General features: G+C 71.4%; 11 protein-coding genes. 10 read left to right on the top strand and 1 reads right to left on the bottom strand.

All coding sequences use genetic code 11. The features are described 5' to 3' along the window. Positions 1-183 precede the first annotated feature (183 nt). The 4 genes from ACFXI4_RS39130 to ACFXI4_RS39115 are packed head-to-tail and all read left to right on the top strand — an operon-like array spanning position 184 to position 3,751. Entirely contained in the window at positions 184-1,092 is a 909-nt protein-coding gene (locus ACFXI4_RS39130; protein WP_385000770.1) for an ABC transporter ATP-binding protein, read from the top strand. Continuing rightward, complete coding sequence (locus ACFXI4_RS39125) at positions 1,089-1,823, top strand: ABC transporter permease (protein WP_385000767.1); 735 nt, start codon at positions 1,089-1,091, stop codon at positions 1,821-1,823. Before ACFXI4_RS39130 ends, ACFXI4_RS39125 begins: the two co-directional genes overlap by 4 nt. A gap of 25 nt (positions 1,824-1,848) precedes the next feature. Then, the gene (locus tag ACFXI4_RS39120) at positions 1,849-3,117 is read left to right on the top strand and encodes a sensor histidine kinase (protein ID WP_385000764.1); all 1,269 of its coding nucleotides are present in this window, start codon (positions 1,849-1,851) and stop codon (positions 3,115-3,117) included. Beyond that, complete coding sequence (locus ACFXI4_RS39115) at positions 3,107-3,751, top strand: response regulator (protein WP_385000762.1); 645 nt, start codon at positions 3,107-3,109, stop codon at positions 3,749-3,751. Before ACFXI4_RS39120 ends, ACFXI4_RS39115 begins: the two co-directional genes overlap by 11 nt. Positions 3,752-3,756: 5 nt before the next feature. Here ACFXI4_RS39115 and glgX read toward each other — a convergent pair whose 3' ends face one another. Further along, positions 3,757-5,988 carry a glycogen debranching protein GlgX gene (gene glgX, locus ACFXI4_RS39110; protein WP_385000759.1) on the bottom strand — a complete coding sequence of 744 codons (2,232 nt, stop codon included), beginning with the start codon at positions 5,986-5,988 and terminating at the stop codon, positions 3,757-3,759. Positions 5,989-6,229: 241 nt separating this feature from the next. On the opposite strand from glgX, the gene ACFXI4_RS39105 reads away from it, so the two are divergent. The 6 genes from ACFXI4_RS39105 to ACFXI4_RS39080 all read left to right on the top strand — a co-directional run bounded on the left by ACFXI4_RS39105 (position 6,230) and on the right by ACFXI4_RS39080 (position 12,508). After that, positions 6,230-7,465 (top strand): Ig-like domain-containing protein, encoded by a 1,236-nt coding sequence (locus tag ACFXI4_RS39105; protein WP_385000756.1) that lies wholly within the window; start codon positions 6,230-6,232, stop codon positions 7,463-7,465. Positions 7,466-7,642: 177 nt separating this feature from the next. Further along, positions 7,643-8,869, top strand: a complete 1,227-nt coding sequence (locus tag ACFXI4_RS39100; protein ID WP_385000753.1) for an Ig-like domain-containing protein — start codon at positions 7,643-7,645, stop codon at positions 8,867-8,869. Positions 8,870-8,899: 30 nt separating this feature from the next. Beyond that, positions 8,900-9,667 carry an enoyl-CoA hydratase/isomerase family protein gene (locus tag ACFXI4_RS39095; RefSeq protein WP_385000750.1) on the top strand — a complete coding sequence of 256 codons (768 nt, stop codon included), beginning with the start codon at positions 8,900-8,902 and terminating at the stop codon, positions 9,665-9,667. Between the two features lie 290 nt (positions 9,668-9,957). After that, positions 9,958-10,461: an ATP-binding protein gene (locus ACFXI4_RS39090; RefSeq protein WP_362722667.1), complete on the top strand. Its 504-nt coding sequence runs from the start codon at positions 9,958-9,960 to the stop codon at positions 10,459-10,461. A 62-nt stretch (positions 10,462-10,523) separates the two neighbouring features. Then, positions 10,524-11,315, top strand: a complete 792-nt coding sequence (locus tag ACFXI4_RS39085) for a polysaccharide deacetylase family protein (protein ID WP_385000746.1) — start codon at positions 10,524-10,526, stop codon at positions 11,313-11,315. Then, entirely contained in the window at positions 11,315-12,508 is a 1,194-nt protein-coding gene (locus ACFXI4_RS39080; protein ID WP_385000743.1) for a YncE family protein, read from the top strand. The genes ACFXI4_RS39085 and ACFXI4_RS39080 overlap by 1 nt, the downstream gene beginning before the upstream one ends. Positions 12,509-12,518 lie beyond the last annotated feature (10 nt).

The raw sequence follows: 12,518 nt of genomic DNA, 5'->3' as shown, positions 1-12,518 counted from the left end.
CCTACGGATCGGCACTGACAACGCCTACCGAGTTTCGGCCGGACCGCGGTCCGCCGGTGCTCCTACGACCAGCACGTTCGAGGGGTCGTACCACCGGATCCGCCCGCATCGGCCGATCGGCCGATGCCGCTTCCAGCGGGGCGGACGATGTGCCGGACCGGGCCCGGACGGGACCCTCGGTCCATGCCATCCGTCATCGAAGTGACAGACCTGCGGAAGTCGTACGGCGGCCGGGCCGTCGTGGACGGGGTGAGTCTCGCCGTCGAGGAAGGGGAGATCTTCGGGATCCTCGGGCCGAACGGCGCCGGCAAGACCACCACCGTGGAGTGCGTGGAGGGGCTGCGGGTGCCCGACGGCGGCCGCGTCCGGGTCACCGGGCTCGACCCCGTCTTTGAGCACCAGAAGGTCGCCCGCGTCCTCGGCGCCCAGCTCCAGCAGAGCGAGCTGCAGCCCAAACTCAGCGTCCGCGAGGCCCTGGAGCTGTACGCCTCCTTCTATCCGGCCCCGCTGCCATGGGCCCCGCTCGCCGAACGGCTCGCGCTCACCGACAAGCTCGGCACCCGGTTCGGGAAGCTCTCCGGCGGTCAGCGGCAACGCCTTTTCATCGCGCTGGCGTTGATCGGGAACCCCCGGATCGTGGTGCTCGACGAGCTGACCACCGGGCTCGATCCGCGGGCCCGGCGGGACACCTGGGAGCTGATCGAGGACGTCCGGGACCGCGGCGTCACCGTCCTGCTGGTCACACACTTCATGGAGGAGGCGCAGCGGCTGTGCGACCGGATCGCGGTGATCGACAAGGGGCGGGTGGCGGCCCTGGACACCCCGGCCGGGCTGATCCGCCGTTCCGCCGGGGCCACCGTCATCAGCTTCACTCCCTCCGTCCCGCTGGACGACGAGGATCTGGCCGAGCTCCCGGCCCTCGCCTCGATCGGGCACAAGGACGGCCGGGTCACCCTCTCCGGCACCGACGAGACCGTGAACGCGGTCATCACCCTGCTCGCCCGGCACCGCGTCACCGCCCACCAGCTCCGGGTCGTGGACGCGACCCTCGACGACGCGTTCCTGGACCTGACGAAGGAGGAAGCGGTATGAACACCGCCGTCCTGCGCACCGAGTTCCGGCTGTTCCGCCGTGAACCCGGCGCGGTCTTCTGGATCTTCCTGTTCCCGACCCTGCTCCTGGTGATCCTCGGCTCGATCCCCTCGTTCCGGGACGCCGACAAGTCGCTGGGCGGGCTGCGGCCGGTCGACGCCTACGTCCCCGTCGCCGTACTGATCGCCCTGATCATGTCCGGGGTGCAGTCGCTGCCCCAGGTCCTGACCGGCCACCGGGAGCGGGGCATCCTGCGGCGGATGCGGCTCACCCCCGTGCGGCCCTCCGCGCTGCTGTCCGCGCAGATGGTCGTGACGGGCGCGGTCGCACTGGGCTCGGCGCTGCTCGCGCTCGTCGTCGGCCGGCTCGCCTTCGACGTGCGGCTGCCCCGGCAGCCGGGCGGCTACCTGCTGGCACTGCTGCTGACGACCGCGGCCGCCCTCGCTCTCGGCTCCCTCGTCTCCGCGCTGTCCCGCACCACGAAGATCGCGGGCGCGATCGGCTCGGCGGTGTTCTTCCCGATGATGTTCTGCGCGGGCGTGTGGCTGCCGGTGCGGGAGATGCCGCACGCGATGGCCGGCGTGGTCCAGCTGACCCCGTTCGGTGCGGCGGCCCGCGCCCTGGACCAGGCAGCCGCCGGTCACTGGCCCGGCTGGGACCACCTGGGCGTGCTCGCCGTCTGGGCGGTGCTGCTGACGGCCGGTGCCGCCCGCTGGTTCCGCTGGGAGTAGGCGGCCGGCCGTGCAGACTGGGGACATGACCGAGGACGACAGCGGGTCCGACGGCGGGGACGACGGCCGGATCGACCGGCGCTGGGAGCAACTGCACACCTGGGGGCCGTTCGGGTTCCTCGGCATCAGTGTCGTCCTCGGGATCGCCACCGCCGATCCCCACACCTCGCGTGCGGTGTGGTCGACCGCCTGGTCCCTGACCGGCGCCGCGGTCGTTCTCCAACTGTGGTGGCACGGCACCCGGTCGCGCCGCCCCGACCGCGGCCGTACGCCCTCCCCGGCCGGGGGCGGGTACTACGTGTTCCGGTGGGCCCTGGCCTTCGCACTCGCCTGGCTCAACCCGTTCTTCGCGTTCTACGCCGCCACCGGTTACATGGACGCCGACGAACTGCTGCCGCGCCGGTGGCGGCGGCTCGGGCTGCTGGCGAGCGCGGTCACCGTGGCCGGCGCGCAGGCAGGCGGGATGCCGTTCCGCAGTGCGCTCCAGTGGGTCCTCTTCGGCGTGCTGCTGCCCGTCAACTCCGTTCTCCAGATGGCCATCGCCCACCTCAACGAGCAGGAGAGACAGCGGTCCCGCGAGCGCACCGAGACCATCGCCGCCCTGCGCCAGGCCCTGGACGAGAACGCGGCGCTGCACGCCCAGCTCCTCGTCCAGGCACGGGAGGCCGGGGTCGCCGACGAGCGGCGGCGGCTGGCCGCCGAGATCCACGACACCATCGCCCAGGGCCTGGCCGGGATCATCGCCCAGCTCCAGGTCGTCACCAACACCCCGGATGCGAAGGCGGCCGAGGAGCACGTGGGCCGCGCCCTGGCACTGGCCCGGCACAGCCTGGGCGAGGCCCGCCGCTCCGTGCACAACCTGGCCCCGGTGGCCCTGGAGCACGACGGGCTGCCCGAGGCGCTGCGCAAGACGGTCACCGAATGGGGCGAACGGACCGACACCCGGGCCGAGTTCACCCTCACCGGGACCGCCGAGCACCTCCACGAGGAGGTCGCCGCCACGCTCCTGCGCATCGTCCAGGAGGCCCTGTCCAACGCGGCCCGGCACGCGCGCGCCTCCCGCGTCGGCGTCACCCTCTCCTACCTGGGCGACGAGGTGATCCTCGACATCCGTGACGACGGCACCGGCTTCGACCTCCTCGCCCTGCCCGTCCGCAGCAGCGCCGGCGGCTTCGGCCTGGACGGGATGCGGGCCCGCGCCGAACGCATCGCCGGTGCGCTGACCGTGGAGTCCGAACCGGGACTCGGCACGGCCCTGTCGGCACGCGTACCGTTGGTCCGCCATGACAGCTGACCCCCCGATCTCCCTGCTGATCGTCGACGACCACCCCGTCGTCCGCGACGGCCTGCGCGGCATGTTCACGTCCGCACCCGGGTTCACGGTCCTCGGCGAGGCCCCGGACGGCGTCGCGGCCGTCGCGCTCGCCCGCGCCCTCGACCCCGATGTCATCCTCATGGACCTGCGCATGCCGGGCGGCGGCGGAGTCGACGCCATCCGGGAACTGACCCGGCAGGGCACCCGCGCCAGGATCCTGGTCCTCACCACCTACGACACCGACTCCGACACCCTCCCCGCCATCGAGGCGGGCGCCACCGGCTACCTGCTCAAGGACGCCCCGCGCGAGGAGCTCTTCACCGCCGTCCGCGCCGCCGCCCAGGGCCGTACCGTCCTCTCCCCGGCCGTCGCCTCCCGCCTGGTCACCGCCGTCCGCACCCCCGGCGCCCCGGGCAACGAACCGCTCTCCGCCCGCGAACGCGAGGTCCTGGCCCTGGTCGCCAAGGGCACCTCCAACCGCGAGGTGGCCCGCGAACTCTTCATCAGCGAGGCCACCGTGAAGACCCACCTCACCCACCTCTACACCAAGCTGGGCGTCAACGACCGCGCGGCGGCGGTCGCGACGGCCTACCAGCGGGGGATCCTCGGTTAGCCCGGTCAGCCGGCCACCCTGAGCAGCAGGACCGCCCGCGCCGGCACCGTGATCGCCGTCCCGGCCTCGTGCACCACGCCCGGTGCCCCGCTCTGCTCCTCCCGTGAGGTGTCGACGAGCACCTCGTACCGTTCCGCCCACGGCGGGCCCGGCAGCAGGAACTCCGCCGGCCGGCCGCCGGCGTGCAGGACGGTCAGGAAGCTGTCGTCCAGGACCGGCGCCCCGCGCTCGTCGCGGCCGGGGATGTCCCGCCCGGAGAGAAACATGCCGAGCGTGGCGGCGGGCGCGTACCAGTCGCCCTCGGTCATCTCCTCGCCCCGCGCGGTGAACCAGGCCAGGTCGCGCAGCCCGTCCGCCGAGTGGGCACGGCCCGAGAAGAAGGCGCGACGGCGCAGGACCGGGTGGCGGTGGCGCAGCCGGATCAGCCGGGAGGTCAGGTCGAACAGCGGCCGCCAGTCCGGGTCGTCCAGCAGCTCCCAGTCCAGCCAGCTGATCTCGTTGTCCTGGCAGTAGGCGTTGTTGTTGCCCCGCTGGGTACGGCCCAGCTCGTCGCCGGCGACCAGCATCGGAACGCCCGTCGACAGCAGCAGGGTGGTCAGCAGATTCCGCAACTGCCGCCTGCGCAGCGCCCGTACGTCCTCGTCGGCCGTCTCGCCCTCCACCCCGCAGTTCCACGAGCGGTTGTCACCGGCGCCGTCCCGGTTGTTCTCGCCGTTGGCCTCGTTGTGCTTCGCCTGGTACGACACCAGGTCGCGCAGGGTGTAACCGTCGTGCGCGGTGATGAAGTTGACCGAGGCGTAGGGCCGCCGGCCGCCCCAGGCGTAGAGGTCGCTGGAGCCCGAGAGGCGGTAGCCGAGGTCGCGGACGTCGGGCAGGGCGCCGCGCCAGAAGTCCCGGACGGCGTCCCGGTAGTGGTCGTTCCACTCGGTCCACAGCGGCGGGAAGGCGCCCACCTGGTAGCCGCCGGAGCCCACGTCCCACGGCTCGGCGATCAGCTTCACCCGGCGCAGCACCGGGTCCTGGGCGATCACCGCGAGAAAGGGGGAGAGCATGTCGACGTCGTGCATCGAGCGGGCCAGCGCGGCGGCGAGGTCGAAGCGGAACCCGTCCACGCCCATCTCGGTCACCCAGTAGCGGAGGGAATCGGTGATCAGGCGCAGGACGTGCGGCCGGACCACGTGCAGGGTGTTGCCGCAGCCGGTGTAGTCGGCGAAGTGCCGGGCGTCGTCCTGGAGCCGGTAGTACCCCCGGTTGTCGATGCCCTTCAGGGACAGCGTCGGCCCCAGCTCCCCGGCCTCGGCCGTGTGGTTGTAGACCACGTCGAGGATGACCTCGATGCCGGCCGCGTGCAGGGCGCGCACCATCCGCTTGAACTCGCCGACCTGCTGTCCGGTCGTACCGGAGGCGGCGTAGGCGGCGTGCGGGGCGAAATAGCCGACGGAGTTGTAGCCCCAGTAGTTCCTCAGGCCCCGCTTCAGCAGGTGGTCCTCGTGCGCGAACTGGTGCACGGGCAGCAGTTCCACGGCCGTCACGCCGAGGTTCACGAGGTGCTCGACGGCGGCCGGGTGGGCCAGTCCCGCGTAGGTCCCGCGGAGTTCGGCGGGTATGCCCGGGTGCAGTCTGGTGAAGCCGCGCACGTGCAGCTCGTAGATGACGGAGTCCGCCCACGGCGTCTTCGGGCGGTGGTCGTCGGACCAGTCGTCGTCGTCGTGGACGACCACGCCCTTCGGGACGTGCGGCGCCGAGTCCCGGTCGTCCCGGACGGTGTCGGCGACCTGCTGGTCGGGCCAGTCGCGGACGTGCCCGTACACCTCCGGCGGCAGGCCGAACTCGCCGTCCACCGCACGCGCGTACGGGTCGAGCAGCAGCTTCGCCGGGTTCCAGCGGGCGCCGGTCCACGGGTCCCAGCGGCCGTCGACCCGGTAGCCGTACCGCTGCCCCGGCAGCACTCCTGGCACGAACCCGTGCCAGATCTCGTGCGTCAGTTCGGTCAGCGGGATCCGGGTCTCCCGGCCCTGTTCGTCGAAGAGGCAGAGCCGGACCGCCTCGGCCCCGGCCGCCCACAGGGCGAAGTTGGTGCCGGCCACCCCGTCCGGGCCGACCCGGAACCGGGCGCCCAGCGGAGTCGACGACCCCGGCCAGGCGGCCGGGACGGGGAGGGCCGTCCCGTTCACCACGGGGGCCTCCGCCTTCGGGGCCCGCGCCCGTGCCCCCTGCTGCTCGGCTGCGCTCGTCACCTGTCGGCCCCTTTTTGTTCCGCGGCTCGCCGACCCCCGGGGCGCACCTCACCCGTGTCCGGGCAGCCGACCGCGCCCGGACTCCCGGTCCCGGGCACGGTCGGCGGCTCGCTACGGCACGCCCGCGACGGCTCTCGCACGGGCGCGGCGGCTCCCCAGCTCGTCGTCCTTCCCTCTGTTCTGCCCAGTGCCGGCGTCGCACTCACGTTTCCCCGGGGCGGCCCCGGTCGTTGAGTCCCATGTGAGTCATCCACAAGGGCGCGCACGGCGCGCGGGGGCCGCGTTGGCCGCGGCACTGACATGGGCGGCGCTGCTGGCGGGAGCCGCCGGCTGCTCCTCCGACGACACGGAGGGGCTCGGCATCGGCCATGTCCTCGGGGGCGCACCCCCGGGTCCCGAGGACGTCATCCGCATCACCCCGGACGACGGCACCAGAGCCGTACGTCCGGCCGAACGGCTGACGGTACGGGTGCCCGGCGGCCGCCTGGAATCCGTCAGCGTCGTCAAGTCCCAGGACGCCCAGGACTCCCCGGTCCCCGGGCACATCGCCGCGAACGGCACGACCTGGCAGCCCGACGACCCGAAACTGGCGCTGGCCGCCAAGTACACGGTCGACGCGGTCGCCCTGGACGGCGACGGCCGCCGCTCGGCCCGCCACACCACCTTCACCACACTCGTCCCCGCCGAACGCTTCATCGGATACGTCACCCCCGAGAACCGCGCCGTCGTCGGCACCGGCATGATCGTCTCCCTGGCCTTCAGCCGTGACATCGACAACCGGGCCGCCGTCGAACGCGCCGTCCGGGTCAACGCCAGTCCCGCGGTCGAGATCCGGCCGCACTGGTTCGGAAAGAACCGGCTCGACTTCCGCCCCGAGCACTACTGGCAGCCCGGCACGGTCGTCACGGTCGGCCTCGAACTCCGCGACGTCGAAGGGGCCCGCGGGGTGTACGGCCTCCAGTACAAGACGTTCACCTTCACCGTCGGCCGCAGCCAGGTCTCCCTGGTCGACGCGGCCAAACACACGATGGAGGTCCGCCGCGACGGCACCCTGCTCTCCACCGTGCCGATCACCGCGGGCGCGCCCGCCCACACCACCTACAACGGGAAGATGGTGGTGATGGAGATGCACGAGGTGACCCGCATGAACAGCCGCACGGTCGGCTTCGGCGGCGAGTACGACATCCCCGACGTCCCGCACGCCCTCAAGCTCACCGACTCCGGCACCTTCCTGCACGGCAACTACTGGGCGCCGGACGCCCCCGGACGCGTCAACGTCAGCCACGGCTGTGTGGGCCTGCGCGATGTGAAGGGCGGCAGCTCGGACACGCCCGCCGGCTGGTTCTACGACCGCACCCTGATCGGGGACGTGGTCGAGGTGGTCCACAGCAACGACAAAATGGTCGCTGCCGACAATGGCCTCGGAGGGTGGAACATGGGTTGGAAGGAGTGGAAGGCGGGCGGCGCGGTCAAGTAACCAGGTGGGGGACGGTCCGGTGCGGGGCGGAGACCGCCGTGCGAGGCGACGGAAGTTGCGACGCAACGGTGACATTCGCCCAACCCCAAGCTCAAAACCGTCCGGTTACTATGCGCCAATGCGCGGGCGGAACGCGCTGGGGTGGGCCTGGCCAGGCCCTGGGAGGGGAGAACGACGTTGAACATACGGCCGATATCGGGGGCGGCGGTCAGGGCCCGGGGCAAGGGGCTGGCCGTCGTGGCCGGAATTCTGCTCATGACGGTCACCGCGTGCGGGGGCGGCTCCTCCGACAAGGGGAGCGGGGCCGGCAAGGAGAAGGACTCCACGACCCAGGCGAGCAAGCAGTCCGTCGCCACGGTCAGCATCAGCCCCAAGTCCGGGGCGACCGACGTGGACACCAGCGGGGCGCTCAAGGTCAGCGCCGCCCAGGGCAAGCTGACCGATGTGGAGGTCAAGGACTCCAAGGGCGACAAGGTCGACGGCACGATCGCGGCGGACGGTACCAGCTGGACGCCGGGCGGCCACCTCGCCAGCTCCACGAAGTACACGGTGCACGCGGTCGCGAAGGACACCGCGGGACGTGAGTCGGCCGAGGACTCCACGTTCACCACGCTCACCCCGAAGAACACGTTCACCGGGTACTTCACGCCGGAGGACGGTTCCACGGTCGGCGTCGGGATGCCGTTCTCCATCCGGTTCACCCGGGGCATCACCGACCCGGCCGCCGTCGAGAAGGCGATCACCGTCAAGACCGAGCCGGCGGTCGACGTCCAGGGCCACTGGTTCGGCAACGACCGCCTCGACTTCCGTCCCGAGGACTACTGGGCGTCCGGCACGAAGGTCTCCGTCACGCTCAACCTCGACGGTGTCGAGGGCCGTGACGGGGTGTACGGCAAGCAGGCCAAGACCGTGAAGTTCACGATCGGCCGCAACCAGGTGTCGATCGTCGACGCCAAGAAGCACACGATGAAGGTCATGCAGGACGGCAAGGTCGTGAAGACCCTCGCCGTCACGACCGGCAAGCCCGGGTACGACACGTGGAACGGCCAGATGGTCATCAGCGAGAAGCTGCGGGTGACCCGGATGAACGGCGAGACCGTCGGCTACGGCGGCGAGTACGACATCAAGGACGTGCCGGACGCGATGCGGCTGACCACGTCGGGCACGTTCATCCACGGCAACTACTGGGGCGGGGACGCCTTCGGGAACTACAACGCCAGCCACGGGTGCGTGGGGCTGCGGGACATCCGGGGCGGGGGTGACCGGGGGGTGCCGGCCGCCTGGTTCTTCGACCACTCGATCATCGGGGACGTGGTGACCGTGAAGAACTCCCACGACGAGACCGTCTCTCCCGACAACGGCCTCAACGGCTGGAACATGTCGTGGAAGCAGTGGACCGCGTAGGGGCAGTGAACGCCCGCTAACCTGCGGGTCATGACTGTGACCCTCGAAGTCTCCGAAGGCGTCGGGACCGTCCGCCTGGAGCGGCCCCCGATGAACGCCCTGGACGTCGCCACCCAGGACCGGCTCAAGGAACTGGCGCAGGAGGCCACCCGCCGCGAGGACGTTCGCGCCGTCGTCATCTACGGCGGTGAGAAGGTCTTCGCGGCCGGGGCCGACATCAAGGAAATGCAGAACATGGACCACGCGGCCATGATCGTGCGCTCCCGTGACCTCCAGGACTCCTTCACCGCCGTCGCCCGGATTCCCAAGCCGGTCGTCGCCGCCGTCACCGGGTACGCGCTCGGCGGCGGCTGCGAACTCGCCCTCTGCGCCGACTACCGGATCGCCGCCGACAACGCCAAGCTCGGCCAGCCGGAGATCCTGCTCGGGCTGATCCCGGGCGCCGGCGGTACCCAGCGGCTGCCCCGGCTGGTCGGGCCGTCCAGGGCCAAGGACCTGATCTTCACGGGCCGTATGGTCAAGGCGGACGAGGCACTCGCCATCGGCCTGGTCGACCGGGTCGTACCCGCCGCCGACGTCTACACCGAGGCGCACGCCTGGGCGGCCCGGCTCGCCAAGGGGCCCGCGATCGCGCTCCGGGCGGCCAAGGAGGCGATCGACACCGGTGTCGAGACGGACCTGGAGACCGGTCTCGCCGTCGAACGGAACTGGTTCGCCGGGCTGTTCGCGACCGAGGACCGTGAACGCGGTATGCGCAGCTTCGTGGAGGAAGGGCCGGGCAAGGCCAAGTTCCTGTGATCTTGGCCCCGTTGTGAAAGTCCCGAACCACTTGCAATTGACGTGATGTCTGATTCCCGGGTCCCTCGATGGGGCGGTTTATGGGAGCCTTAACGCGCCCTTAAGTCTGCCTTGTCGAGGGAGTCTGTCGATTGCCCGGAGATGAGTCGTCGCCGCAGGTCGGACAGGCTGTCAGCACCACCGAAATGCCGATGGCATATGCCGTTGGGCCGATGTCGGACGGGAGCTTCGCGGGGGCGTATTCCTCCGGAACGGCCACGGGAGGCCCGCCGGGCGGCCATGATGGGGGCATGGCGGGGCTGGAGGGCATCGAACAGCCGCGGGGACACAGCCGTGCGGCCGCGGCGCGGTGGTCGCCTGCGGTCGAGGACGAGCGGGCGCTCAAGGCGATCGAGTTGTTCGGCAATCCGACGGAGGCGGAGGTTCCGCTGCCGTCCCGCCCCGAGTCCGCGGCGACCGCCCGCCGGCTCGCCCAGGTCGTGGTCCTGCGCCAGTGGCGGCTCAGCCCCAGGATGACGGAGGACGCGGTCTTACTCGTCTCCGAACTCGTGGGCAATGCCGTACGGCACACCGGTGCCCGCGTGTTCGGGCTGCGGATGCGCCGCCGCCCGGGATGGATCCGGGTGGAGGTCCGGGACCCGTCGCGGGGGCTGCCGTGCCTGATGCCGGTTCAGGAGCTGGACATCAGCGGGCGGGGCCTGTTCCTGGTGGACAAACTGTCGGACCGGTGGGGCGTCGATTTGCTGCCGCGAGGAAAGACGACCTGGTTCGAGATGCGGGTGGCCGATCGGTGAGGGCTCGCCTGACGAGCCCCCTATCAGGTCAATCACCCATTTTCTTGTCCTATCCCCCTTAAATGGGGCTCGTGACCACCTCCAACCGACGCGGCGTCCTCCGCGCAGGTGCCGGCCTCATCGCCGGAGGCACACTCGCCACGGGTTGCGGCGCCACGGGTGCGGACGCGGCACCTCCGCACCTCGCCGCCAACCTCGCGTCGACCACTCCCGCCTCGGCCGCGCCCGCCGCCGCCCCCCGCGCCTTCCCCGGACAGCCGCTCCAGATCACCCACGGGCCCCGCGCGAGCGCCTCCGTCGCGCTCACCTTCCACGGCCAGGGCGATCCCGCCCTCGCCACCCGGCTCCTCGCCACCGCCGAGGAACACGGTGCCCGTCTCACGGTCCTGGCCGTGGGCAGCTGGCTGGACGCGCATCCCGCCATGGCCCGCCGCGTCCTCGACGGCGGCCACGACCTCGGCAACCACACCCAGCGGCACATCTCCGTCAACGCCATGGCCGAGGCCGGCGCCCGCGCGGAGATCACCGAGTGCGCGGACCGCCTCAGACGGCTCACCGGGTCGATCGGCAGCTGGTTCCGCCCGTCCAGGGCGCCCACGGCCACCCCGCTCGTCGCCCGCCTCGCCACCGAGGCCGGCTACCCGCACGTGCTGTCGTACGACGTCGACTCGCTCGACTACACCCGGCCCGGCGCGGCCGCCATCACCCGCAAGGTGCTCGCGGAGGTCACGGGCGGCTCGGTGGTGAGCATGCACTTCGGATATCCGGAAACGGCCGACGCCCTGCCCGACGTACTCCAAGAACTCCACCGCCGCGGACTGCACGCGGTCACCACCACGGAGCTGTTGAGCTGATGCGAACCACGAAAGCCGCCCGGCTGCCCGCCGCCCTGGCCGCCCTCGCCGCCCTGGCACTGCTGTCCGCGTGCGGCGGCGGATCCGGGGGCCCCGAGACACCGGCCGCCCGCGACACCGCGTCCGTACGGCCCCAGGCGAAGAAGGCGGAACCGGCCGTCGACGTACTGCCGGGCATGCCCCCGGTCCTCGACCCCTCCGACGTGTACGCCGCCGACCGCCCCGGCAACCTCTCGCCCGTCGTCAAGGACTTCCCGTCCCGGATCTACGTACCCAACACCAACTCCGACACCGTCTCCGTCATCGACCCGAAGACCTACCGGGTGACCGAGACCATCCGGGTCGGCCGCCAGCCCCAGCACGTCGTGCCCTCCTGGGACCTGAAGACCCTGTGGGTCAACAACGACCTGGGCAACAGCCTCACCCCCATCGACCCGCGGACCGGCCGCGCCGGCCGGCCGGTCGCCGTGCACGACCCTTACAACCTGTACTTCACGCCCAACGGCAGGTACGCGATCGTGATGGCCTCCGCGGACCGCCAGCTGGTGTTCCGGGACGCGCACACCATGAAGACCGTCAAGACCGTCCCGGTCGGCTGCTACGGCGTCAACCACGCCGACTTCTCCACGGACGGCCGGTACTTCATCGTCTCCTGCGAGTTCAGCGGGGAGCTGCTCAAGGTGGACACCGAGAAGATGGAGGTGCTCCGGCACGAGAAACTGCCGTTCCACGGCGCCATGCCGCAGGACGTCAAGATCTCGCCCGACGGCAAGCTGTTCTACATCGCCGACATGATGGCCGACGGGGTGTGGATCCTGGACGGCGACCACTTCACCAAACCCGCCTTCCTGGCCACCGGCAAGGGCGCACACGGCCTGTACGTCAGCCGGGACTCCCGCGAGATGTACGTCTCCAACCGGGGCGAGGGCACCATCTCCGTCTTCGACTTCGCCCAGAACCGGCTGACGAAGAAGTGGCAGCTGCCGGGCGGCGGCAGCCCGGACATGGGCGGGGTGTCGGCGGACGGCAAGGTCCTGTGGCTGTCCGGCCGGTACAACTCCGAGGTCTACGCCATCGACACCGGCACGGGTGCCGAACTGGCCCGCATCCACGTCGGCAGCGGCCCGCACGGCCTCGCCGTCTATCCGCAGCCGGGCCGCTACTCCCTCGGCCACACCGGCATCTTCCGCTGACCGCGGCCCG

The sequence above is a fragment of the Streptomyces sp. NPDC059224 genome (genome assembly GCF_042754285.1).
Lineage (GTDB): Bacteria > Actinomycetota > Actinomycetes > Streptomycetales > Streptomycetaceae > Streptomyces.
Note: the sequence above shows the minus strand (reverse complement) of the source record. Positions and strands in the feature narration are given on the sequence as shown.

Coding starts and splice junctions, on each gene's coding strand:
- ACFXI4_RS39125 (WP_385000767.1), top strand. CDS start 1,089: ATGAACACCGCCGTCCTGCGCACCGAGTTCCGGCTGTTCCGCCGTGAA.
- ACFXI4_RS39080 (WP_385000743.1), top strand. CDS start 11,315: ATGCGAACCACGAAAGCCGCCCGGCTGCCCGCCGCCCTGGCCGCCCTC.
- ACFXI4_RS39095 (WP_385000750.1), top strand. CDS start 8,900: ATGACTGTGACCCTCGAAGTCTCCGAAGGCGTCGGGACCGTCCGCCTG.
- ACFXI4_RS39120 (WP_385000764.1), top strand. CDS start 1,849: ATGACCGAGGACGACAGCGGGTCCGACGGCGGGGACGACGGCCGGATC.
- ACFXI4_RS39090 (WP_362722667.1), top strand. CDS start 9,958: ATGGCGGGGCTGGAGGGCATCGAACAGCCGCGGGGACACAGCCGTGCG.
- ACFXI4_RS39085 (WP_385000746.1), top strand. CDS start 10,524: ATGGGGCTCGTGACCACCTCCAACCGACGCGGCGTCCTCCGCGCAGGT.
- ACFXI4_RS39130 (WP_385000770.1), top strand. CDS start 184: ATGCCATCCGTCATCGAAGTGACAGACCTGCGGAAGTCGTACGGCGGC.
- ACFXI4_RS39115 (WP_385000762.1), top strand. CDS start 3,107: ATGACAGCTGACCCCCCGATCTCCCTGCTGATCGTCGACGACCACCCC.